This window comes from Pseudomonas sp. 11/12A, from assembly GCF_000800055.1.
Taxonomy (GTDB): domain Bacteria; phylum Pseudomonadota; class Gammaproteobacteria; order Pseudomonadales; family Pseudomonadaceae; genus Aquipseudomonas; species Aquipseudomonas mohnii.
In genome coordinates, this window is the sequence record NZ_JUGV01000001.1 from 1,712,443 (window position 1) to 1,733,541 (window position 21,099).

The window sequence follows — 21,099 nt, forward strand, 5'->3', positions numbered from 1 at the left end:
GAGTGACCGGCAGAGTTCGACCCGAAGCAGTCGTTCAACAATATGATGTTCAAGCTGAAATCCAACCGCCCAATGCAACTAACTCTACCCATATAAGCCGCGACAGTTTTTCTGTTACAGCAAGCGTCCTATCATTCGCCCAAAGCACAATGCCAACGGCGCGCATAGCGCCCAATACTGTGTTGAGCGTCGAATCACCCTTGTGAACCGTCTAGGGCCGTGTATGTCGTTTCATTTGCACTGGGCATTGAGCAATCGTCTAGATTTGACAATGTACCCCCACACGAAGGAACGCTCCCATGCCCATTTTCCGCTCAATCACCGCCGGCACTACCTGCTTCGCCCTGATCTGTGGATCTCTGCCTGCAATGGCTGATCCCGGCAATGGCAAGGGCCAGGGAAATGCCAAAGGGAACCAGTCACATAACCAGGATCATGGCGGCAAAGGCAAAAAGTCAGGTGAGGGTGATTGGCACGATGGCCCGAGTATCAATCATGCGAGCGTCCTGGGGGTTGTCGATGGTTACCGGGATTATTGGAGTCCGGGGCATGCGTTGCCGCCAGGGATTCAGAAGAACCTCGCTCGCGGCAAGCCGCTACCGCCTGGTATCGCGAAGAAGCTCGATGGTCGATTGGTGGGCAGGTTACCGCACTATGACGGGTACGAGTGGCAGCAAGTTGGGACGGATTTGATTCTAGTGGCGCTGGCGACCGGGCTTATTTATGAAGTGCTGAATGGTGTGTTTGATTAGCTGTAAATCAGATTGATTGCCCTGTGTGGGAAGCATGGCTTCCGCCCGTCGCCAGACTTGAACCGTGGGTCGGCGGGCGAGTCTTAAACCATGCGATTTAAACCCCTTACGGAAGCAATCATGCTTTTAAAAAACAAGAGTCTCGTTGCTGTCATGTCCTGCGCCCTAATGCTGGCCGCAGCTCCACTTCTTCCCGCTGATCTTTCGATCATCAACTCGGCTGCTGCAAAAGAAGGCGGCGGTGGTCATGGCGGTGGTGGCGGTGGCGGTGGCGGAAATGGTGGTGGCCACGGCGGTGGAAACGGTGGCGGCAATGGCAGTGGTCATGGTGGTGGCAACAGTGCTGGCCACAGCGGTAGCAATAGCGGCGGTGATGGCGATGGAAATGGTCACGGCAACGGCAACGGCAAAGGCGCTCTTGGCCATACGAGTGACCCGTCCGACGGTAGCACTGGCATCCACGGTGCGAAGCGCAATGGCAAGGTCGAAGGCGTCGAACACGCTGGCAAGTCCACTCGCGACCGCGGTGTGAGCGGCAATCACACCGGCAGCACCAAGAACGATAGCAAGGGACATGGCGCGACGACCTCGTCCGTGGCCCATTCGAAGGACACTCGCGGCCTATCCAAGGCAACGGCGATCTCCGACACCACGCCGGGCACCCACAATACCAAGGGCCTGGACAAAGCGGCTGATTCGTCCTCTAAGAACGATCGCTGATCTGCTTCTTTAGTGCACCGAAAGGGCCGGACTGAAGAGGCTGGCCCTTTTACTTCGCGCTCACTGAATCGGTAAACGCCACCAATTTGGGCGGCTACTATTGGCCGAATTTTGCCCTTTGCGAAGGGCAGCAATGGGTCAACTGCACCCAGTCATGAACAGCGGGTTTCAACCAAAGCGGGCACTCCTCGATAGTTTCTAGAATGCACGCAAATGGAAAGCCGTAAACAGACTCAACCCAAACCACCACTGCTTCGGATCTCCCCAAGCATCCGCGCCGCATCCCTCGAAGGCGGCAAGCCAAACACCCGCGCATAGTCGCGACTGAATTGCGTAGCGCTTTCATACCCGACTTCAAACGCAGCGCCCGTGACACTTTTGGCATGGGCCACCATCAGCGTCCGAGCCTGTAGCAGGCGAACCCGCTTTTGATACTGCAATGGACTGAGCGCTGTGACGGCTTTGAAGTGTCGGTGGAAGGCTGACACGCTCATTGACGCCAGCTGCGCCAATGCGTCCACTCGGATGGATTCGGCAAAGTTTTGGCGAATGTGCGCAATGGCCAGATTGACGCGCGCCATCGCGCTGTCGGGTGCCGCGATATCACGCAGCATCCAGCCATGGGGGCCTTGCAGAACGCGGTACAGAATCTCTCGCTCGTAGACCGGTGCAAGGGCGGCGATGTCCTCTGGCTTGTCCATCAAACGCAGCAGACGTACCCAGGCGTCCATCAGCTCGGGTGTGACGGCGGCCACCGAAAAGCCTGTTTCCTGTTCATGCTGTCCGAGTGGTTTGGGCAAGTCGGCGAGCAGTGTCGCCAAGACAACCGGATTGAGTGTCAGGCTGACCGCCAGATAAGGTTCGCCGCTTGCAGAAGGGTGAACCTGGCCGACCGCCGGCAGGTCGATGGACATGACGAAGTAAGTCGCCGGGTCATATCGAAGGGTACGGTCGGCGATGGTCATTGATTTACTGCCTTGCAGAATCAGGTTGATCATCGGTTCGTAGACGGCGGCCAGCAGGTGTTCGGGAATTTCACCCTGAACCATGGCAACACGCGGGATACCCGTATCAGTACGGCGATTTTCGGCGCGGCGTGTCAGGGCACGAAGTTCTGTCAGTTGGGTTTTCATGGCGTTCATCTGAACTCACGCAGATACGTACACGCAAGCAAAAAGCAGAAACAGGCAGGTGTCGAGCAGGAACGGCTGCGCTGTCCACGATGCACGGGGCTACTGTGGTGACTCACCCCAGTTACATTGGAGCAGCGCATGAGCGTTATCGTTATTACCGGCGGAAGTCGTGGCATCGGCGCCAGTACGGCCGAGCACTGCGCCCGGCGCGGCATGGGTGTCATTCTCACCTACAAAAGCAATGCCGAGGCGGCAACCACCGTCGTCCAGCGTATCCAGGCCTCGGGCGGTAAAGCCGTTGCGCTTGAACTGGATGTGGCAGATGTCAGCCAATTCGGCGATTTCCGTGAAAGCGTGCAGCAGACCCTCCAGTCAACCTGGGGTGTGGCAACCCTGGCGGGGCTGGTGAACAACGCGGGCCACGGCCAGTTCACACCCCTGGCGTCGGTCACCGAAGCGCAGTTTGATGATCTTTTGGGTGTCCACCTCAAGGGGCCGTTTTTTCTGACACAAACCTTGCTGTCCTTGCTGGGCGAGGGTGCCAGTATCGTCAATCTGACCAGCGCCACGACCCGTGTTGCCACCTCCGGTGTGGCGCCCTATGCGGCATTCAAGGGTGGACTGGAAGTGCTGACCCGTTACATGGCCAAGGAGTTCGGTGATCGGCGCATACGGGCCAATGCGGTCTCGCCGGGCGCGATTCGCACCGAATTGGGCGGCGGGCTGAATGACGAGTTCGAAGCCTTGCTCGCTGCGCAGACGGCGCTCGGAAGAGTAGGAGAGCCTGAGGATGTTGCCCGCGTCATCGCCATGCTGCTGTCCGAAGAAGGGAGCTGGATCAACGCCCAATCCGTCGAAGTGGCGGGCGGATATTTCATTTGAATCGGAATCCAAGTGCGAGGTTTCGCTATGCTTGATCACATTTTTTGTCGGTCAGTGACATTGATCGTTCCGTTGATTTCTACACAGCGGCACTGACCCCGCTGAGCATCACCGCAAGGCTTGATTACGACGGCAAGGACGGGCCGCCTGGGCATCTGGATCTGAAGGGGTTCGGTGCCAATTGACGTATGTTTTTCTGGTTGCGCGAAGGCGCGGTGCATGTCGGCTTTGTGGCGAAAAGCAAGGCCGAAGTCGACGCGGCCTACGCGGCGGCGCTGCGAAATGGTGCCGTCGACAACGGTGCGCCGGGCGCGCGCCTGCAGTACGACCCCGACTATTACGCGGCCAATGTCCTCGACCCCGACGGTTACAGTCTCGAATTCGTCTAAAAAAACTGGCAGCACCGCCCATGGGCACATTAATGATTTACGGCGCGACGGGGTACACCGGTCGCATGGCTGCCGAGCATGCCAAGGGGCAGGGGATGGATATTGTCATCGCCGGGCGCAATGCCGAGCAACTGGAGTTGACGTGCTTCTTGGGGGGGCCGTTAGGGAATACCCCGCCCGCAGCCCCCCCCGCGACTTTGGCTGTACCGTGGCACAATTCATTGAAAGTCAGCAGCTAGCGGCTTAATGAAGAAACGAAGCGCTGTATTGCGTTAATTACGACCTCGGGCATCTCCCGATGTGGAACGTGATGGCAATTGTTCAGCATCAGGATCTCGCTACGGTTAACTGACAGTTGGGCTATTCGTTCGGGATGGGCTGCAGATCCGTATTCATCCTCTACGCCATGGATGACCAATACGGGGCACAGAATTTGGCCTAACCCTCGTTCGATCGTCCAATCAGCAAAGGATTCTGACAGCCAGGTTTGCGTCCAAGCATTCAATACCCATTGAGATTTCTCCCCGTGGTATTTCTGAAGTCGTTCAAAATGGCGGGCCTGCTCGAACTGCGCCTTCGCGGTCTTTATCCCAAGCAATGTCTGGTCTTCTACAAACGCTTGCGCTGACACTGATACCACGGCTAAACACTGCTCAGGAAAACGCGCAGCGCAGTTCAAGGCCATTGCGCCGCCTACGCTGTGGCCAAATGCGATAAATGTTTCTATACCAAGATGATCAGTCAAAGTAGCGAAAAACTTGGCCTCTTCACGAATAAAATCGGAGGAAATGGTTTCGGAGTATGGCGAAGAAAGCCCGAAGCCTTGGCGATCGTAGGCAATAACATCTCTGCGGGTTGCAGCAGCGAGTTGCGCGGGGAAATCGCGCCAGAGTCCCACGCACCCAAGCGAGTCATGGAATAAAACAATAGGTGAAGCATGCTGTGCAGAGTTTTGATCATGCACCCATGTGCGAATGTAGACTTGCCCGTTATCGGTAGGTAACCAAAGCTCTTTTTGCCCAACTGTAGCCATCGTGACGCCCCTCAGATCAAGAGATGGTTGTTTGCATATCTGAACGATCCAAGCGACGTGTCACTGTAGAAACGCAAAACAGATGATCAATCATGATTTCGTGTGTAATGTACGCTATTTACCCGTGTGCTAGTGAGCCAGGACAAACTGAGATGAGCGACTTTTAGTTCATGGTCGTGGTGAGGTTGCCCATCGTCGGCCTACTTTCGAACGCTCTAGCGTAGGCCGAGATGGGTAGGGCTTATCTCCGTTCAGATTGGTCAACGATATCCGTTGGAAGACGCGGCGCTAGCCCATCAAGATCTGGAAGAGCGACGTACGTTTGGGAAGTCATTGCTTATTCCCTAAAGGTTAGTTTTTTCCCAGATTCTATGTAGCTTTGCTCGTTTTTGAATCTGTATCAGATGTCCACGACAATTTTGCCCTTGGCTGTGCCGCCGGACACAATGGCGTAAGCTTCGTTGACGTTGTCGAGGGTGAATTTGCGGTCATCAAGCAATACTCGCAACTGCCCGGACTCAGCCAGACGAGTGGCTTCTGCCAATATCTCCCCGTGATGCTTACGTCCTTTGCCAGTCAACAGTGGCAGAAGTGTAAATACGCCGGAATAGGTGGCACCCCGGAAGGACAGGGGAGCGAGCTTATGCTCACCCCAGCCCAGGCAACTGACCACGTGACCCGAGTACACCTTTGTCACTGCAAAAGACGCGTCCAGGGAAGCGCCGCCGACTGTGTCATAAACGATGTCGAATCCTTCTCCATCGGTATGTTGAGTCATGTACTCCGTAGGCACTTGTTCGTTGTAGTCAATGGCAGTGGCGCCGAAGCTTTCGATCGCTTCACGGCTCTTTGCGCTGCCAGTTGCGTAAACCTGGGCACCGCGCGCTTTTGCGATCTGTACAGCGATATGACCCACGCCACCTGCACCGCCTTGAACCAGCACTTTTTGACCCGCGTGAACGTTCGCGCGGTCTACCAGACCTTCCCAGGCTGTGATGAATACCAGCGGCAGTGCTGCTGCTTCTCGCATGCTCAGATTGTTTGGCTTGCGTGAAATCAAGTCGGCGTCTACAGCGATATACTCCGCCAGTGAGCCCTGCTGTCCGCCGATCCCACCGGCCATGCCATAAACTTCATCTCCAGGCTGGAAGGCGCTAACGCCTTCGCCGACTGCTACCACTTCACCTGCCAAATCCATCCCCAAAACCGCAGGGAATGGTTGGCGAGCGTGTGCCCCCTTACCTTGGCTGATCTTCGTGTCCAAGGGGTTGACTCCGCTGGCAATGACTTTCACCAGGACTTGGCCTGCCTGAGGCACAGGTAGAGCTAGACTCTGGATCTGCAGTGGGGATTCTGGGTTTACCGCGACAGCGGCACGCATGTTGATGTTGTTCATAGGTCTTCCTCTTGAAATGATCCAAGCCGGCATCCGACGTTGAATACAGTTTCACCTAGCGGAGGATTTCCGATAAGTAGGCAAATCCCTATAGTGATGATTCCAAAAAGCGACTAAATCGGAGTGACATGGACATCCTTGAATCAATGGCGATTTTTGTCCGAGTAGTGGAGCGAGGCAGCTTTTCTGCTGTTGCCCGGGAAATCGGATTAAGCCAGCCTACTATCAGTAAACAGATCAGCTCCTTGGAGAAACGACTAGGTGGTCGTTTGTTCGCTCGCAGCACGCGTCAATTGTCCATGACGGATGAAGGGCAGCGTTACTACCAGCAATGTCGAGAAATTCTGGGAGCTGTAGAGAATGCTGAGCACACTTTTCAGAGCGGTCAAGAGCGTATTGCCGGATCATTGCGGGTTGCATCATCGGGCAGCTTCGGTCGCATCCAAATTGCGTCGAGGCTGCGTGGTTTTTTAGAGCTTTACCCCGAAGTGTCCGTCGATTTGCAACTGAACGATGAAAATGTCGATTTAGTAAGCTCAGGGGTTGACGTTGCAATACGCATTGGTGAGCTCAAAGACAGTAGTTTGATTGCAAGGCAGATTGGACTGACCAGGCGCAGAGTGTTCGCTGCTCCAACCTACCTAGAGCGATTTGGATCACCTTCCAAGCCGAAGGATTTGGCCAATCATAATTGTCTTGTTTTTAACCAGCTGGAACATTTTGCGAGTTGGCGATTTGAACATAAAGGCAAATGGGAAAGCGTGCAGGTCAGTGGCAATGTGCGTAGCAATAACAGTGAGGCGGTGAGGCAGATGGTGTTAGACGGGTTAGGGATTTCGCTTTCTCCGTTATGGTTATTTCGCCAAGACCTTCTGGAAGGGCGCGTAATGGTTCTTCTTGAGAGCCACCCACCTGCTCCCTTACCAATCCACGCCGTCTCTCCTCCAGATCGAAAACAGTCTGCAAGAGTCAGGGCTTTCACCGATTACTTACGGGACGCGTTTGCGGCAGACACCGATATCTGCATGGGGTGAAGGTGCTGAGGAATAGAAAAACTGGATAAATAATTTACGTAGACATCCTCTCGCGGACGATGTTAACGAAGGCCCGAAGCCCCCCCGGCATGTGTTTTTAACAGAGTCGGCCAAAGGCCGACGTTCACACCTGTTTACGGAACCAGGGGCGATTCAGGCTATAGAAACTCTGATTTACCACCCTCTGTAATATAACAGCCAAAAAAAGCGGCTAATTGCCACTAGACAACTGATGCGTAGCCTCGTACCTTCAGAACAACGCCCTACGAAATATTTTTACGCCTCATTTTCTGGTTTGAGGTAGTCAACCTAAAAACAAACCGGACTTATACCTGGATATTGAGGTGGCTGGTTCGATGCAAGGGACACATTTAAAAAGCCCCGCCAGGTACGACGCTCGGCCAGAATTTTGGCAGCTTTCCATGCGTTGCTGCCAGTTGGCAGGCAGCGTAGATATCGCCTTCTTTTTTATTTTTCTCATTCTTGGCTCTCCCATTTTGGCATGGATAAACGTGGTCAGTGTGGCCATGTATGTCTATGCTTATCTCGCGTTTAAGCAGCGACGAAATCAGTTGGCCGTTCTCCTAATACGCATTGAAGTACTCGTGCACGCCGGGCTGGGGACAATTCTAATCGGTTGGGGAAGTGGTTTTCACTATTTCTTACTAATGTTTATTCCGGCACTGTTCGTTAGCATGCGCGCCCGTAGCGCTTGGATATATGCCGGTTGGCTGTGGGTTTACTACGTAGGCCTGGATGTACTGATGTGGTTCATAAACCCTCTGCAACCCATCTCCTCCAGTTCCCTGTTGGCTGTGCATGTGTTCAACCTCACAGTGGTGTTCTGCATGTTCAGCTATCTTGCGCTGTTCTATGTGGTCACGGTAACCCGCGCGCACAAGAATCTGGCACGTATGGCAACGACTGACTCATTAACCGGCCTATTCAACCGTCGGCACATGATTGAGCTGACCGAGAAAATTTTGGCACGACATAATAGACGGCCTTGCAATCTCACCTTAATGTTGATGGATATAGATCACTTCAAGCAGGTCAATGATCTGTACGGTCACGATACCGGCGATCGTGTTCTCGAAGCGGTGAGTCAATTACTACAATGTTCAATGCGGGAACAAGACTTTATCGGCCGCTGGGGTGGCGAAGAATTTCTTTCCATATTGCCGGACACGGATTTTAGCCAGGCAACTGATAGCGCAGAGCGTATACGCAAGGCAGTCCAGGCACTGGAGATTTACAGTAATGGCAAAAAGGTCAGCGTTACGCTGTCCATCGGCGTCACTCAATATCGCGCTGAGGAGGTGCTCAGCGACGCTATTGCACGAGCCGATTTCGCGCTCTACGAGGGCAAGTCATCTGGACGCAATAGGGTAGAGGTAGTTGAGGCTTAGATATCAGCTAAACGATTTCCGGGGCCGTAATACAGATGCTATTGCGATCGGCGATTTGTAATATGCTATTAGTTAACTATCGAAAAGAGATTTGTCATGTCCAAGCTTGCAGAGTTCCGTCAGCTCGAAAAACACCTCGCCGAACAGCTCCAAGCTTTAGAGGCCCTGAAAGGCGATGCCGGCCTTAAGAAAGAAATCGAATTCGAGACCAAGCTACGCGCTTTGCTCGCTGAGTATGGTTACAGCCTGCCGAACGTGATCAACTTGCTGGATCCTCAGGCTCGTCGTCGCGCTCCAGCCGTCGAGTCCAAAGCCGGTACTCGCAAGCCGCGCCAGATGAAGGTCTACAAAAATCCGGAATCTGGCGAAGTCGTCGAAACCAAAGGCGGCAACCACAAAACCCTGAAAGAGTGGAAATCGAAATACGGCTCCGACAAAGTCGAGTCTTGGCTGGCCAAGTGAGTTTGTTTTGAGTACAAGAGCGGCCTTCGAAGACTGTGTGAAAACACTCTAGCGAAGGCGCCAACAAACGCCCCGACATGCTCGGTGGCGTTTTTTTTGTGCTGAGCAAATACCTTTCAGCCCATTAATACCATCAACTGGTGGGCTCCGAGCACGCTAGTCGCTCGCTTATTTCGCTAACGGTTGTGGCGATACCGCATACGCCAGAGTATGAGTCGCCGGGGAAATTGCTGGGACAATGCACCGATGGAGCGAATGTTCCGGCGTTTGAAAACTGAATGTATACCGACCTTAGGCTACAGAACTGCGCAGGAAGCACAGCGCGACATCAGCCATTTTTTGATGCATCGGTACAACTGGATTCGGCCTCACCAATTCAACGGTGGGCTGGCGCCACCTCGGGCCGAGGAAAACTTAACGTTGTGTCCGGGATTAGTTGACCACTACAGAAACAGGGACGTTTTTACGAGTGGACACTGGATCCTTAACCCATCAGGTGCGGATCTAACTAGGCTTTAGATTGCAATTGAGCCAGTTGGATTTTCAGCTGGGCGACTTCAGCTTCCAGTTCACGCACTCGCACCTTAGCCTCAACTTCTACGCTGACGTCCTTCTGGATACCGATGAAGTAGGTGAGTTGATCGTTGTCATTGAACACCGGGGTAATCGACAGCTCGTTCCAGAAGGCGCTGCCGTCCTTGCGATAGTTGCGAACGACTTGTCGGCAGGGAAGAAGGTTCCTTATCGCCTCGCGGATTACTGTCAAGCCGGCTTGGTCGCGGTCATCACCCTGCAGGAAACGGCAGTCCTGGTACAGGATGTCATCAACGCTGTACCCCGTCAGGCGCTGGAAGGCGGGGTTGGCATAGATCAGGATGTTTTCGTCGCCTTCCTGCTCTGCTACCACGATGCCATCGTTGGATGCTTCAACAACCAGTTTCAGCAGTTCTGCGTCGATCATTTTCAGAGCCCCAGTGAGTGACATTTCATCTTAAAGCAACTTAACGCGTCTGGGCATGTTCTAGAAAATCATACCCCTGCTGTGTTAGGCGATATTTTCAATCAGCCCCAACAGTCTCAGGACTAATGCCCGAGCCGGTGAGAGAACCATTACACATTTTCTCAAATCGATCATTCGGGCTATCGGAAACGCTGTCGCGGTGTGACTGCATTTTCTAAGCCACCTGAGTCGCAAACCTGCCGACCGCGTCGACTACTCTCTTGGCGCCATCCTGAATCTCAACAATCACCTGGCCTGCCTGCGTGGCAAGTTCAAGGCCTTGCTCTGCTTGGAACTTGCTGTTTGCCATCTCAGCAACGGTCTCATCCACCAGCTTCTGGTTCTGCAAGACAACCGATGCGATTTCTTCAGTAGCAGTGCTGGTGCGCCCAGCCAATTGTCGAACCTCATCAGCCACGACCGCAAAGCCTCGACCCTGCTCACCTGCGCGAGCAGCTTCAATCGCAGCATTCAATGCCAACAAATTGGTTTGTTGGGCAATACTACTAATCGTCTGAATGATGGAGCTGATCAACAACGACTGCTTACCGAGCGCTTCGACCCCGCCAGAGGCAGTCTGCATATCAACAGCAATTTTACGCATGGTATGCATGGTGTCGTTGACTACGAGTGCTCCGCGCTGAGCACTAACATCCGTCTGCTGGGAAATTTCAAATGCAGTTTGCGCGGCTTTACTGATCTCTTGCTCACGGGCAACCTGGTCGGTGACAACCGTCGCAAATTTAACGACCTTGCAGAGCGCTCCTTCGGTGTCATAAACCGGGTTGTACGTCGCCTCCAGCCATACCACCTGACCGCGACTATCAATACGCTCAAATCGGCCAGCAACAAACTCACCCTTGTTCAAAGTTGACCAAAAATCTTTGTATTTTTGAGTTGAGGTTTCCTCTGGCTTGCAGAAAATACGGTGATGACTGCCTTTAGCTTGGCCCAAACTGTAGCCCATCGCTTTTAAAAATTGGTCATTAGCCATGAGTACATGCCCGTTGAGATCGAATTCGATCACCGCCGTCGAACGAAGTAATGCGTCAATGAAGGAGGCGTTTTCCGATGCTTTCTCCACTCGAGAGGTAATATTCGTCGCATAGCAGGTGATATGACTCAACCGGCCAGTCGCATCCGCTATGGGCTGCCAATGTGCATGAAGCCACACCAATGAACCGTCAGAATGCAGGTACCTGTACTCGTCAGTGATGGACTTGCCTGCGGCGACAGCTGCTCGAAAGTTGTGAAAGCACGGAAGCTTGGATACGTACTGCGGAACAATATCGGCCATGGCAAGACCTAGGAGCCGATCCTGGGTATAGCCCAAAGTCTCTGCAAAATTTTCGTTGCATGCGGTAATTTTAAACGTCGAATCGATAATCAACGTTAGCATTTCACGGTTCAGCCCATCGCGTAGTTGGCGTAGCTCCGATAGCTCGGCTGCCTGAGATTGAAGCTGGTTCTTGATTTTAGTATTGAACATGGGAAACCGCCTTTTGGATCATGAAAAGTCTATCGGTATGGCCAGCAGGATATTGAGGCCGCCCGACGGGCACAAAGCGAATGGCGAAATTTAGCGTTTGCTCATGCCCATTCATGCGCGATTAGATATCCAGACAAATTTTGCCGAAATGCTGGTTGGTTTCCTGATACTTGAACGCTTCGACAATCTCGCTCAAAGGGAAATGACGATCAATAACCGGGCGCATGCCATTAGCATTGATGGCTCGGATCATGTCTTGCTGCTGGCTGCGGCTACCCACCAATACACCCTGCAGACGCACTTGCTTGATCAGTGCCGGTACAAAATTCATTGCACCGCTTACGCCACTCAATATCCCGATGATTGAGATGTGACCAGCAACCCGAATTGCAATTATCGATTGCTCAAGTGTCGCAGGGCCGCCGACTTCTATGATGTGATCAACGCCACGGCCGCCCGTTAGAGCGCGTGCAGTTTCGCCCCAGTTAACGTCTTTGCGGTAATTGATCACATGATCCGCGCCGAGCGCTTTAAGACGTTCAAGTTTTTCGTCGCTTGAAGAGGTAGCAATGACGGTAGCACCGGCCATTTTAGCGAACTGCAGGGCGAAAATTGAAACGCCACCAGTGCCTTGGATGAGCACTGTGTCACCCGGCTTCAGTGAGTCATCGGCCATCAGGGCGCGCCATGCGGTAAGGCCGGCGGTGGTAAGCGTCGACGCTTCAGCATGGCTGTATCCAGTAGGCGCTAGGGTGAACGATGTGGCTTTGGCTGTCACGTGCTCACGAGCGTAGCCGTCAATGCCATCACCTGGCACGCTAACAAAACCTTCAACCAGTGGCACACCGTTGATCCACTCCGGGAAGAAGGTGCTGACGACCGAGTCACCCACCTTGAATTCAGTGACATCTGGGCCGACGGCAATGACTTCACCTGCTCCATCGGCCATGGGAGTGCGTTTTTCGCTTGGGCCCCACATACCGCTGACCACCGCGAAGTCGTGGTAGTTGAGCGAGTTGGCGTGAAGGCGTACGGTGATTTCGCCACGCGCTGCGGCTCGGACTTCGCTGCTGCCAACCACAACCTTTTCATAGCCGCCACCGGGTAGGACGAAGATAGTCTTGCTGCTCATAGGAGGATCCTTATGTTTTCTAATTACGCGAAATAACGAAATGAATATTTAAAAATTACAACTCGATGATCAACCTGGCCGCAAAGTCATCAATCGCCTGCTCGTTTCGCCGGTAGTAAGTCCATTTGCCGATACGGGTGGTTAGCACGAAGCCTGCGCGCTGTAAGATAGCTAAGTGTGCAGACGCGGTAGAAGGTGAAAGCCCTGCCTTGTGCTGCAAATGGGTTACGCACACTCCTATCGCAGGATCGCCGTGATCCTGAGGTGGGAAATTACTGATTGGGTCTTTGAGCCACTCCATCATTTGCATGCGAGTGTCATTGCCCAAGGCTTTGAGCTGTTCGAGTATCATGGTCAACAATGTTACGCTTTTTTCCGAATTGTTCAATAAGCGATCTGTTTCCTTTCGCAAGGGTTTGAAATCAAAAAAACGCATCCAGCTACCATTGCTCGGGTTGCTTCTCAATCGTGGTGTGTGGGACTTCTCTCGTGATGAATAGGTCAGGCCGCTGCCCAATCCGGTGAGTAATCAGTACCGATGCGTAGCATCGTGCGAGCCATGCGTACAGTTTTGTTCGCCAAAGCGATAGCGGCCACGTTGGGATGCGAGAGCTCGGCTAGCCGCAGCATCGTGTCGATGATGCAGGAAGACGGTGAGCAAATCGGGCGGTTCAAGGTGCGTGGCCTGATGCGGGAACTGGAGTTGGTTAGCAAACAACCTGGATCACATGCCTACAAACAAGCGACGGTTGAGCGGCCTGACATTCCGAACATCTTGAATCGAGAGTTTGATGTGCCGGCGCCGAATCAAGTCTGGTGTGGCGACATCACCTACATCTGGGCTCAAGGGAAATGGCATTATCTGGCTGTCGTTCTGGATCTCTATGCACGCCGAATTGTGGGTTGGGCGCTGTCAAACAAGCCGGATGCGGATCTGGTCATCAAGGCGTTGGACATGGCTTACGAACAGCGTGGCAGGCCTCAAGGGTTGCTGTTTCACTCAGATCAGGGCTCGCAATATGGCAGTCGCCTGTTTCGCCAACGGCTCTGGCGTTACCGCATGCGCCAAAGCATGAGCCGTCGTGGAAACTGTTGGGATAATGCGCCGATGGAGCGTGTGTTTCGCAGCTTGAAAACTGAATGGATACCGACCGTGGGCTACATGACAGCTCAAGAAGCGCACCGCGACATCAGTCATTACCTGATGCATCGATACAACTGGATTAGACCGCACCAATTCAATAACGGATTGGCCCCAGCTCAGGCCGAGAAAAAACTTAACGTCGTGTCCGGGATTAGTTGACCACTACAGGAGCGCGTTTCCACTGTGAGACTGCGCCCATAGAATTCAACATTTATGACAACGAAGAGAAGCTACGTCTGACGACTACCTATCAGGCCCGAGAAAACGCCGAGGTTGAGTGTCAGCAACTGAACCCAGAGCGCCTTCAAAACGTACTTACGGATCAAGGAACCATGACTGCGCTAAAGGGCATTTCCCCTCTCTAGAAGGTATCAAATGCTTGGCGTTTCGAGACAAGTGGATCAAATGCTCAGGGACGTATGAAGCCTGATCGAGCATTTCAACGACTCTTATCGAGCTACTCACTCCGGCGTCATGAGCACCGCGAGCGTCATGTTGATGAACTCTTCGTTTCTATCGATAGCTGCCAGTGCACCGCGAACGCTTCCGGCGACCTCCGCCGATCCTCGTTGCTCGACCCAGAGAGTAAGCTCCATGATCGCGGCTTCGAGAGCCAATTGATTTTGATTGATCTTGAAGAGTAGGGAAGGGAGCAGGTCTGCGTTCGACATCTTATTTCCTCCGTGAAAAGAACTCAGCGTAGCAGGCGGTTGCTATTCCCGTTCGAGCTGCCTGGCATCGGAGGTCACTGCTTCCATGATGGACACCAGCTCCTCAAGCAGTTCCGCATAGTAGCGACTGAGATAGCCGGCAATAGCTTCATTGCGGAGCATGCGTACGAGATACCCCTTAGCCACGACCAAGACCAACATCGTCTCGCCCAGCGTGTCTTCGACCTGCTTGTAATCGTGTTGCAGATTCTCCATCTCTCGTTCCATTCGGGCAATGTCGACCGCACTGACATCACTTGGCTTTTTCTTAACTTCGACCAGCATCTCTGGCCGTGACGCCGCCAAGACCATCCGCGCGTAATTACGCGTAAAACAGTTGGCTGAGATCATCATCTCAACAGTTTCTATCTGTCGGAGAGGCTTCATCAGTCGAAGGGCACGAAACACATCCTGCGACACCATGCGCACCTTGAGCATCTCCGCAACCTCCGGAGCAATGCCTTTCAGTAAGTTTTCTCTCTCATGAACTTTTTCCACATTCATCCCAAGAACCGCAGCAATGCGCGCGGCTTCAATACCCTTTTTCAGAGCGGAAATGATCATTTTGTGTTCTTGAATCGGTGTCAGTCGGTTGATTTGCCGATTGTAGGTGAAGCCCTCATCGTCGGTAGAGATCAGGCAGAGCGCCTCAATCGCTCCCAACTCCTTGAGCGCCTCTAGGCGAAAATGTCCATCCAAAAGCATGAACGAAGATATTCCATCCGCGATGATCGGTTTGGGGTGAACGACCAAGGGCTCAACGACTCCGAGCTCCCTTATTGAGCTCAAAATGCTGGCGTACTTTTTACTTCCGGGTATCAGTTGCTCGACTTTACGCGAGGGAAGGATTCGCTCTAGAGGAATCGCAACGACACGCTGCTCGAATGCCTGCTTGATCTCTGCCATCACTGCGTTTCTCCGATAATCCGGTCAGCCAGCGGTTTGGGCATGTCCGGCATTTCTTCGTTACGAAGCAGCGTCCTGAAGTAATCATCGGCCAGCAGTTTGCGCATTGTCGTGACAATGATTAGCAGCCGTTGCTCATTAATATCCGACTTTTTGATCATCACTTTTTGGCGTCGAACTTCTACCTGATAGGCATGCAGAAGCTTTTGAGGTGTCGGCTTTTCGGTGCGTGGCGCTTGCTGTCCGTAGCGCTTGCCAAAGGTTTTCCTTTTATCAATAAGACGACGAACCCGCATTAACTGCTCGCCTTTGAGTACTCCGTTTTCGTAGGCTTCCATCATGGCCTTTTGGAGATCAACATCCTTAGATCGAGCAATTTCCATCGCCAATTTTATGGATAGCCAACCCTTCTCGACCGCAGCGATTAGACGCTCTTCTCCTTGGCGCAATAGCAGAAGAATTCCGTGTATGTAGCCTGAGTCCAAACAGGTTTTTTCAGCTATCTGCGGGCAGGTATATCCCCGATCGGAAAGGATTTGAATTGATGTCAAAAGCTCACGGTTGGAATGTTTCCGACGTGCTAAGTTTTCAACCAAGCCGATGAGGTATCGATCTGCTTCGCTGGCGCTGACCACTATGCAGGGAATTTTTTTCTCCCCTAACGCTTGAAACGCTTCGAAGCGACCCTGGCCACAAACAATTTCATAGGGTTCGGTGCCGCTAATCGTCGGTGCAACGGTAATGGGACGCTTGAGACCTAGCGCTGATATGTTCTCCACCAGCCTGGCAAATACTTGTTTATTGCGCGCACGTGGATTGAGCACCCGAATATCTTCAAGTGGAATGAGCTGAATTATCGTCTCTTCCGCAATATGCATCAGAGTTCTTCGGTGGGTTTGAATCGCGGTCATGCCACCCTCCTGTAATCACTGCGTCGCGACAGCTCAGAAAGGATGTCAAGCGTTTCAAACCGATAGATTTCGAGGCTGGCCTGATTGCTTTCGGCAAGGCGAAGCCGTGGGGTCTCAATGTCGATAGCCGGCAGGATGTAGTAGTCCAGGGCTGCTTCTTCTTGCTCCTTCATCCGCACCGCTACGGTTATGTCGGGGCTTAAGCCGAAATCAAAGCGGATGTTCCAGCGCTTGGTGCCCGCTGGAGATACCTGGCATCGGCTTAGTACGAGAGAGATGGTTACCTCTTCGTTGACCAGCATTAAATCAGTGCGAGGGTCGATCGAAACCTTTCCACCGACCTCGGCTATTTTTGACGTGGTTTGCTGAAGGAGCAGCGGGTGCATCTGCCGTAGGCGCTTGTTGGCTTCGATGTATTGGTAGTCGCGTGCAGGCATGTACCCAATGAGGGAGTAACAGCGAAGCAGGCTTCCAAACCTATGCTGGAAGGCACTGCTAGAGGGGCAACCTTCAGCTTCGTCAATCACCAGACCCGATAGGTATCCGCTGCGTTGGTAGATGGTCTTGAGTACTTGCAGCATTTCGTCATCGGGCATCCGATAGGAGCGCGTTTCGATAATCGACTGCGCGGCCTTGAATAAAATCGAATTCACGATAGGGCGGAAGGCTCCATTCGCCCGAATCCACTCTTCAGGTGAGTTCTCTACACGCTCCTGTTTTAGCTTGAAAGAACTATGGTTCCAGACGTTATTGCCAACATATTTTTCGTTGATCAACACTTGATGCACAGTGCCCCGAGACCACGCTCTTGCGCGGTCGTTGAGTACTCCCTGGGCATTCAACCAGTCGGCAATTTCACGTTCACTTCTGCCTTCCTCGACGAACAATCGATAGATGTGTTGCACCATTTCAACTTCGCCCGGCGGGCCGGGCACCAGAATCACCCGGTCTGTCTGGATGCTTTTGTGTTCGCCTATCTGCAGTTCATTTTTGGGTGAGCCGTGACTATCTACCAACTGCCGCCGGAGGCCAAACCCTGCTGGGCCACCTTGGCGGTATCCCAATTCGATAAGTCGCGACTGCCCTGCAAAAACTTTCACTGACAGTTCACGGCTGTACTCGCCTGCCATCATCCGCTTCACGCTCTTAACGATGTTGGAGACAGGCGATCCGTCGTTGGTGAATTGCTCTGCACAGTATTGAACGGAGACCCCGGCTTGACGGCATCGAACCTCATAGCTCGCGCTCACGTCAGGATCCTGAAAACGTCCCCAGCGGCTGACGTCATAGACCAGAATGGTGGAGTACTCAGCACGACCGCTTTCCACATCGAAGAACAGTTGCTTCAGGGCATCACGGCCTTCTAAGCGAAGGCCGCTTTTACCTGCGTCGGTATAAATCTTGTTGATCTCAAGATCGTGGGTAACTGCGTAAAGGCGAATGGTATCGAGCTGATTCTCGGTCGAGTATTGCTGATGCTCAGTGGACATCCGGACGTACGCCGCTGCCAAGGCCGTGCTCGGTTCATTGAGTGTATTACCCACACCAATGAGATTTTGCATCGACAACATCCTCAACTTTCTTGCGCCCACCAAGGGGTCGTCAGAGCCGTCATCGGATACCGCGTTTTTTGATATAGCTCTAAAGAAGGTAGAAGATCGGGGAGGGAAAAATGTTCACGAAAACGGGCAATTCTTTTCTGGCTCAAAAACAGTACGCAGCCGGCATCTCACGAGCACTGCATTTAGAACTCGGAGACACACACCAAGCCACCAAAACGCTGATGCGCTGGACGAACGCAAATGAGAGGACAGTCAAGAACTGGATGGCGGGAAGTAGCGGCCCGCGAGGTGAACATCTGGTGGCATTGATCAAACACTCAGATCTGGCGCTGGCAGCGTTTCTTGGCATGGCCGACAGGCCGCATGCACTGACTGCATCCGAACTACCGACGCTCAGGCAGAAGCTTCAGGTGGTGATTGAGGGAATTGACTCCTATCTCTGTGAAGGGGGGCAAGAGGGTTCGGATCAATGATGAAATGAGCGAGGGGAAATTCGACTTCGCGCTTTCTGCGTGAGATTTAGCAGCGGCTTAGCTGGTACTTCGCGCTTTATGCACCAACTGAGTCGGATGTTCAGCAATTAATGTCGAGCAAACAGTCTCTGCCTCTGTCCTGACTTTGAAGACTCCATGCTTGCTAGCTGATCCTCCCTCTACAAGATCAACGACCCTATATCGCTTGCTGCCATCGTCCAGTGTGGCGGTCTCGATCACTCTGAATCTTGGGTGCATGTGCTTTCCGTGCATGAGATTGGTGCTCTACAAGTACCGGCAAAAGGAGACGATTTCAAGAACGGGGTGAGCTTAGGCTGAGACAATTTATGACGGTGCATCATGCCTCACATTGCATGAAGCACGATTCGGCAGTAGGTGCTGTGTTGAGCCATTTTCCTACAGTCGATGCTTCGGGCCAGCAGGGCCCGGCTATCGCATCTTCGGGTAGAGCCTTGCTGAAGCGGAGTGTTCGAGATGGTTTACCTTCACCCTCAATTACGAACTGACGTCTGGCGAGAGCGACCTGGACGAGCTAGTGGAACGCTTAGCGGAAGAAGGCTGCGATGATGCATTGGTCGGAGTAGGGCAGCCAGGGCGCCGGGCTCCAATGATTCTGAGTGGGCGATGGTAACGTGCTTTTGCGTAAAGACTCAGAGCGCAGGGAGCAACGCTTGAGTTGTGCACGCTCCGAGGTACTTAACAGGTCGATAGGGTTGTCGTGATCCCGTCCAGACCTTCGCTGACTGCAGAAGCGCTTGATCGGGATGGCCAAATTTGCTGGGCAAACTGCAGCTGGCGGAAATTGGTAACCGTCTGCCAAAGTCACCTACCCGATCTCAGCGATAAGGGCGAAGGTGTCCAACTTTTCAAGGGTCAGATCAATCCAAGGTGGACACCTGAAATGCCCATGCCGGCAATTTTGGCTAAGACCAGTTATCCAGCCATGCTCTCGATACGTGTTTGCCTGCGATAAAAGGCATGAATTGCCCATACCACCCCAACGAATAGCAACCCTGTCCCAATCGCTTCCATAGGAGAGGGCCAGCGGTGGTTGATGAGCAGGCCCATCGTAGTTGCATAAATGGTACCGCTGGCGATCAATTGCCCGCTGAGCGCCAGAGGTAGACGCCGAGTTGCGATTGACCATGCCCAGGCACCTGCAAGGGTGGCCCCTAACCCCTGAATTAACCCACAAACTATTAGCGCCTGAGTACCTGCTAACCCGCTCGGCTGGCTAGCGAAGTGGGACAGGTTCAAGTGCAGACCAGCGGGGATGAAGGCCAGCATTTCGACGCTGCACATGAAGATCAGCATGGCTGACCACAACATGGGGGAAATGCTTGGGCGTTGAGCTAAAGCACTTTCATTTAACAATCCAAAACCAGTCCAAAATCCAATTGCCATTAACGATGCGAGCAGCCCAAGCAGCATCGAATCGGTCGGGAGCCCCACCGTTGCGCTGCTAAAATCAAACACGCTCAGGTTGACCAAACTTATGCCCAATGCCGCTACCAACAGTGGCCCGGCAATAGCGCGCCAGGGAACGCTGGAGCTTCGCAAGTTGCCGGCAATCGCGAGCACGATCGGTACTGACCCCATCATCACCGGAGGGATCACCGGCCCAGCTGCCAAGACCGCAGTGGTGATCAGGAAGAAGTAGCCGATGTATCCTAAGAAGCCCAGCAGTGCGGCGCAGGCCCAGTCGCTCAGTCGCAATTGCCGCACTTCGCTACGGTAAAAAAACAGCACGAGCAGGCTACCTAAACCGGCAAAGGCATAGCTCACCACAGCCAGATCAAATAGGCTGTAATCGCCGACCAAACCCGGAAAGATGTAGAGCAGCGACCATAAAAACGTGGCAGCAATGGCCGCTAATAAGCCTAGGGTCATACGCTCTGCTCCTGCTGGCCCTGCTTCCGGATCCAGCAATGAGCCACGTGTCGGGCAGTGTCGAATACCCGCACGTTCTGGCCCATGGCGCCGCTGACAAAGCTGCCCTCCAGCAAGATAAACAGCCCCTCAGCAACTACGCCTGGGTCGCTTATACCGGCGCTAATGGCTAATGCAGTAAGATTTTCGCGTATCCCTTGCTTATGCCTGCTCACTGCCAAATACACAGGGTGGCTAAACTGTGGAAATTCAGCCGCACTGTTGACGAACAGGCACCCGCGCCCGCTATCTTGCAAAAGAAAGCGTTGATACAAATCGAAAAACGCAAGCATGCCACTGACCGGGTCTGGATGCCCTGCCAAGGTGCGCGCTACCTCTTCACGCCAGCGTCGGTCACGCTCCTCAAGGCAAGCCACTATCAGCGCATCCTTGGAGGGGAAATAGCTGTAGAGCGTCATCTTGGTAACACCCGCCATCGCGGCGATGGCCATCACACCAGTAATGTTTATACCTTGTGACAGAAACAGCTTCAGCGCTGAGTCAATCAAGCGCTCACGGGTATTGTCCAATTTAAGGCACTCCGGCATCGGGACGGAGTTGACTATACTGACCGGTAAGATTGGGGTGCATCCAAATACGACCTGAATCATG

At 53.2% G+C, this 21,099-nt stretch carries 21 protein-coding genes and 4 pseudogenes; 11 read left to right on the forward strand and 14 right to left on the reverse strand.

Annotation, left to right across the window (positions count from 1 at the left end):
• Window positions 1–299 precede the first annotated feature (299 nt).
• Both GQ39_RS07970 and GQ39_RS33210 read left to right on the forward strand, forming a co-directional pair.
• The gene (locus GQ39_RS07970) at window positions 300–752 is read left to right on the forward strand and encodes an anti-virulence regulator CigR family protein (protein WP_047528709.1); all 453 of its coding nucleotides are present in this window, start codon (window positions 300–302) and stop codon (window positions 750–752) included.
• A gap of 120 nt (window positions 753–872) precedes the next feature.
• Window positions 873–1,472: a hypothetical protein gene (locus GQ39_RS33210; RefSeq protein WP_081997866.1), complete on the forward strand. Its 600-nt coding sequence runs from the start codon at window positions 873–875 to the stop codon at window positions 1,470–1,472.
• A gap of 233 nt (window positions 1,473–1,705) precedes the next feature.
• On the opposite strand, the gene GQ39_RS07980 is transcribed toward GQ39_RS33210, so the two are convergent.
• The gene (locus GQ39_RS07980) at window positions 1,706–2,605 is read right to left on the reverse strand and encodes an AraC family transcriptional regulator (RefSeq protein ID WP_052193713.1); all 900 of its coding nucleotides are present in this window, start codon (window positions 2,603–2,605) and stop codon (window positions 1,706–1,708) included.
• A gap of 138 nt (window positions 2,606–2,743) precedes the next feature.
• Here GQ39_RS07980 and GQ39_RS07985 point away from each other — a divergent pair, with 138 nt between their 5' ends.
• Entirely contained in the window at window positions 2,744–3,487 is a 744-nt protein-coding gene (locus GQ39_RS07985; RefSeq protein WP_047528711.1) for an SDR family NAD(P)-dependent oxidoreductase, read from the forward strand.
• A gap of 27 nt (window positions 3,488–3,514) precedes the next feature.
• Window positions 3,515–3,876, forward strand: a pseudogene (locus tag GQ39_RS07990) (VOC family protein).
• A gap of 235 nt (window positions 3,877–4,111) precedes the next feature.
• On the opposite strand, the gene GQ39_RS08000 reads toward GQ39_RS07990, so the two are convergent.
• The gene (locus GQ39_RS08000; protein ID WP_047528713.1) at window positions 4,112–4,909 is read right to left on the reverse strand and encodes an alpha/beta fold hydrolase; all 798 of its coding nucleotides are present in this window, start codon (window positions 4,907–4,909) and stop codon (window positions 4,112–4,114) included.
• Window positions 4,910–5,152: 243 nt separating this feature from the next.
• On the opposite strand from GQ39_RS08000, the gene GQ39_RS33720 reads away from it, so the two are divergent.
• On the forward strand, window positions 5,153–5,257 hold the full coding sequence (locus GQ39_RS33720; protein WP_081998007.1) for a zinc-binding dehydrogenase: 105 nt from the start codon (window positions 5,153–5,155) through the stop codon (window positions 5,255–5,257).
• Between the two features lie 52 nt (window positions 5,258–5,309).
• On the opposite strand, the gene GQ39_RS08005 is transcribed toward GQ39_RS33720, so the two are convergent.
• Window positions 5,310–6,305, reverse strand: a complete 996-nt coding sequence (locus tag GQ39_RS08005) for a zinc-dependent alcohol dehydrogenase family protein (RefSeq protein ID WP_047528714.1) — start codon at window positions 6,303–6,305, stop codon at window positions 5,310–5,312.
• 128 nt (window positions 6,306–6,433) lie between these two features.
• On the opposite strand from GQ39_RS08005, the gene GQ39_RS08010 reads away from it, so the two are divergent.
• The 4 genes and pseudogenes from GQ39_RS08010 to GQ39_RS31310 form a co-directional block, all read left to right on the forward strand.
• Window positions 6,434–7,339 (forward strand): LysR family transcriptional regulator, encoded by a 906-nt coding sequence (locus GQ39_RS08010; protein WP_047528716.1) that lies wholly within the window; start codon window positions 6,434–6,436, stop codon window positions 7,337–7,339.
• Window positions 7,340–7,695: 356 nt separating this feature from the next.
• Window positions 7,696–8,748, forward strand: a complete 1,053-nt coding sequence (locus tag GQ39_RS08015) for a GGDEF domain-containing protein (protein ID WP_047528717.1) — start codon at window positions 7,696–7,698, stop codon at window positions 8,746–8,748.
• A 96-nt stretch (window positions 8,749–8,844) separates the two neighbouring features.
• A complete protein-coding gene (locus GQ39_RS08020) occupies window positions 8,845–9,210 on the forward strand; it encodes a histone-like nucleoid-structuring protein, MvaT/MvaU family (RefSeq protein ID WP_047528719.1) in 366 nt (121 codons plus the stop codon).
• 180 nt (window positions 9,211–9,390) lie between these two features.
• Window positions 9,391–9,650 (forward strand): annotated as a pseudogene (locus tag GQ39_RS31310) (integrase core domain-containing protein); the annotation flags it as partial.
• 68 nt (window positions 9,651–9,718) lie between these two features.
• On the opposite strand, the gene GQ39_RS08025 reads toward GQ39_RS31310, so the two are convergent.
• From GQ39_RS08025 to GQ39_RS08040, 5 genes and pseudogenes are all read right to left on the reverse strand, one after another.
• Window positions 9,719–10,171 (reverse strand): PAS domain-containing protein, encoded by a 453-nt coding sequence (locus GQ39_RS08025; protein ID WP_047528720.1) that lies wholly within the window; start codon window positions 10,169–10,171, stop codon window positions 9,719–9,721.
• A gap of 214 nt (window positions 10,172–10,385) precedes the next feature.
• The gene (locus GQ39_RS33725; protein WP_242070527.1) at window positions 10,386–10,823 is read right to left on the reverse strand and encodes a methyl-accepting chemotaxis protein; all 438 of its coding nucleotides are present in this window, start codon (window positions 10,821–10,823) and stop codon (window positions 10,386–10,388) included.
• A gap of 99 nt (window positions 10,824–10,922) precedes the next feature.
• A pseudogene (locus GQ39_RS33730) lies at window positions 10,923–11,699 on the reverse strand (PAS domain-containing protein); the annotation flags it as partial.
• Window positions 11,700–11,820: 121 nt separating this feature from the next.
• A complete protein-coding gene (locus GQ39_RS08035) occupies window positions 11,821–12,831 on the reverse strand; it encodes a zinc-dependent alcohol dehydrogenase family protein (RefSeq protein ID WP_047528722.1) in 1,011 nt (336 codons plus the stop codon).
• 55 nt (window positions 12,832–12,886) lie between these two features.
• Window positions 12,887–13,183 carry an ArsR/SmtB family transcription factor gene (locus GQ39_RS08040; protein WP_047538571.1) on the reverse strand — a complete coding sequence of 99 codons (297 nt, stop codon included), beginning with the start codon at window positions 13,181–13,183 and terminating at the stop codon, window positions 12,887–12,889.
• A 258-nt stretch (window positions 13,184–13,441) separates the two neighbouring features.
• Here GQ39_RS08040 and GQ39_RS08045 point away from each other — a divergent pair.
• A pseudogene (locus tag GQ39_RS08045) lies at window positions 13,442–14,134 on the forward strand (IS3 family transposase); the annotation flags it as partial.
• 302 nt (window positions 14,135–14,436) lie between these two features.
• On the opposite strand, the gene GQ39_RS08050 reads toward GQ39_RS08045, so the two are convergent.
• Genes GQ39_RS08050 through GQ39_RS08065 form a run of 4 tightly spaced genes read right to left on the reverse strand, consistent with a single transcriptional unit; the run spans window position 14,437 to window position 18,064 of the window.
• The gene (locus GQ39_RS08050) at window positions 14,437–14,646 is read right to left on the reverse strand and encodes a hypothetical protein (protein ID WP_047528723.1); all 210 of its coding nucleotides are present in this window, start codon (window positions 14,644–14,646) and stop codon (window positions 14,437–14,439) included.
• 42 nt (window positions 14,647–14,688) lie between these two features.
• On the reverse strand, window positions 14,689–15,591 hold the full coding sequence (locus tag GQ39_RS08055) for a plasmid partitioning protein RepB C-terminal domain-containing protein (protein WP_047528725.1): 903 nt from the start codon (window positions 15,589–15,591) through the stop codon (window positions 14,689–14,691).
• Window positions 15,591–16,502, reverse strand: coding sequence for a ParB/RepB/Spo0J family partition protein (locus GQ39_RS08060; protein ID WP_047528727.1), 912 nt, complete (start codon window positions 16,500–16,502; stop codon window positions 15,591–15,593). The genes GQ39_RS08055 and GQ39_RS08060 overlap by 1 nt, the downstream gene beginning before the upstream one ends.
• On the reverse strand, window positions 16,499–18,064 hold the full coding sequence (locus GQ39_RS08065; RefSeq protein ID WP_081998008.1) for a recombinase family protein: 1,566 nt from the start codon (window positions 18,062–18,064) through the stop codon (window positions 16,499–16,501). Before GQ39_RS08065 ends, GQ39_RS08060 begins: the two co-directional genes overlap by 4 nt.
• Before the next feature lie 110 nt (window positions 18,065–18,174).
• Here GQ39_RS08065 and GQ39_RS08070 point away from each other — a divergent pair, with 110 nt between their 5' ends.
• On the forward strand, window positions 18,175–18,537 hold the full coding sequence (locus GQ39_RS08070; RefSeq protein ID WP_047528729.1) for a hypothetical protein: 363 nt from the start codon (window positions 18,175–18,177) through the stop codon (window positions 18,535–18,537).
• A 954-nt stretch (window positions 18,538–19,491) separates the two neighbouring features.
• Here GQ39_RS08070 and GQ39_RS08075 read toward each other — a convergent pair.
• Together GQ39_RS08075 and GQ39_RS08080 are read right to left on the reverse strand one after the other, a co-directional pair.
• Complete coding sequence (locus tag GQ39_RS08075; protein WP_047528730.1) at window positions 19,492–20,448, reverse strand: DMT family transporter; 957 nt, start codon at window positions 20,446–20,448, stop codon at window positions 19,492–19,494.
• Entirely contained in the window at window positions 20,445–21,017 is a 573-nt protein-coding gene (locus GQ39_RS08080) for a TetR/AcrR family transcriptional regulator (protein ID WP_047538579.1), read from the reverse strand. Before GQ39_RS08080 ends, GQ39_RS08075 begins: the two co-directional genes overlap by 4 nt.
• Window positions 21,018–21,099 lie beyond the last annotated feature (82 nt).

Excerpts from the sequence above, each read along its gene's own strand:
- GQ39_RS08035 (WP_047528722.1), bottom strand. The coding sequence starts at position 12,831 with ATGAGCAGCAAGACTATCTTCGTCCTACCCGGTGGCGGCTATGAAAAG.
- GQ39_RS07980 (WP_052193713.1), bottom strand. The coding sequence starts at position 2,605 with ATGAAAACCCAACTGACAGAACTTCGTGCCCTGACACGCCGCGCCGAA.
- GQ39_RS07970 (WP_047528709.1), top strand. The coding sequence starts at position 300 with ATGCCCATTTTCCGCTCAATCACCGCCGGCACTACCTGCTTCGCCCTG.
- GQ39_RS08065 (WP_081998008.1), bottom strand. The coding sequence starts at position 18,064 with ATGCAAAATCTCATTGGTGTGGGTAATACACTCAATGAACCGAGCACG.
- GQ39_RS08025 (WP_047528720.1), bottom strand. The coding sequence starts at position 10,171 with ATGATCGACGCAGAACTGCTGAAACTGGTTGTTGAAGCATCCAACGAT.
- GQ39_RS33210 (WP_081997866.1), top strand. The coding sequence starts at position 873 with ATGCTTTTAAAAAACAAGAGTCTCGTTGCTGTCATGTCCTGCGCCCTA.
- GQ39_RS08050 (WP_047528723.1), bottom strand. The coding sequence starts at position 14,646 with ATGTCGAACGCAGACCTGCTCCCTTCCCTACTCTTCAAGATCAATCAA.
- GQ39_RS33725 (WP_242070527.1), bottom strand. The coding sequence starts at position 10,823 with ATGCATACCATGCGTAAAATTGCTGTTGATATGCAGACTGCCTCTGGC.
- GQ39_RS07985 (WP_047528711.1), top strand. The coding sequence starts at position 2,744 with ATGAGCGTTATCGTTATTACCGGCGGAAGTCGTGGCATCGGCGCCAGT.
- GQ39_RS08015 (WP_047528717.1), top strand. The coding sequence starts at position 7,696 with ATGCAAGGGACACATTTAAAAAGCCCCGCCAGGTACGACGCTCGGCCA.
- GQ39_RS08075 (WP_047528730.1), bottom strand. The coding sequence starts at position 20,448 with ATGACCCTAGGCTTATTAGCGGCCATTGCTGCCACGTTTTTATGGTCG.
- GQ39_RS08070 (WP_047528729.1), top strand. The coding sequence starts at position 18,175 with ATGTTCACGAAAACGGGCAATTCTTTTCTGGCTCAAAAACAGTACGCA.
- GQ39_RS08000 (WP_047528713.1), bottom strand. The coding sequence starts at position 4,909 with ATGGCTACAGTTGGGCAAAAAGAGCTTTGGTTACCTACCGATAACGGG.
- GQ39_RS08005 (WP_047528714.1), bottom strand. The coding sequence starts at position 6,305 with ATGAACAACATCAACATGCGTGCCGCTGTCGCGGTAAACCCAGAATCC.
- GQ39_RS08040 (WP_047538571.1), bottom strand. The coding sequence starts at position 13,183 with ATGATACTCGAACAGCTCAAAGCCTTGGGCAATGACACTCGCATGCAA.
- GQ39_RS08060 (WP_047528727.1), bottom strand. The coding sequence starts at position 16,502 with ATGACCGCGATTCAAACCCACCGAAGAACTCTGATGCATATTGCGGAA.
- GQ39_RS08010 (WP_047528716.1), top strand. The coding sequence starts at position 6,434 with ATGGACATCCTTGAATCAATGGCGATTTTTGTCCGAGTAGTGGAGCGA.
- GQ39_RS08020 (WP_047528719.1), top strand. The coding sequence starts at position 8,845 with ATGTCCAAGCTTGCAGAGTTCCGTCAGCTCGAAAAACACCTCGCCGAA.
- GQ39_RS08055 (WP_047528725.1), bottom strand. The coding sequence starts at position 15,591 with ATGGCAGAGATCAAGCAGGCATTCGAGCAGCGTGTCGTTGCGATTCCT.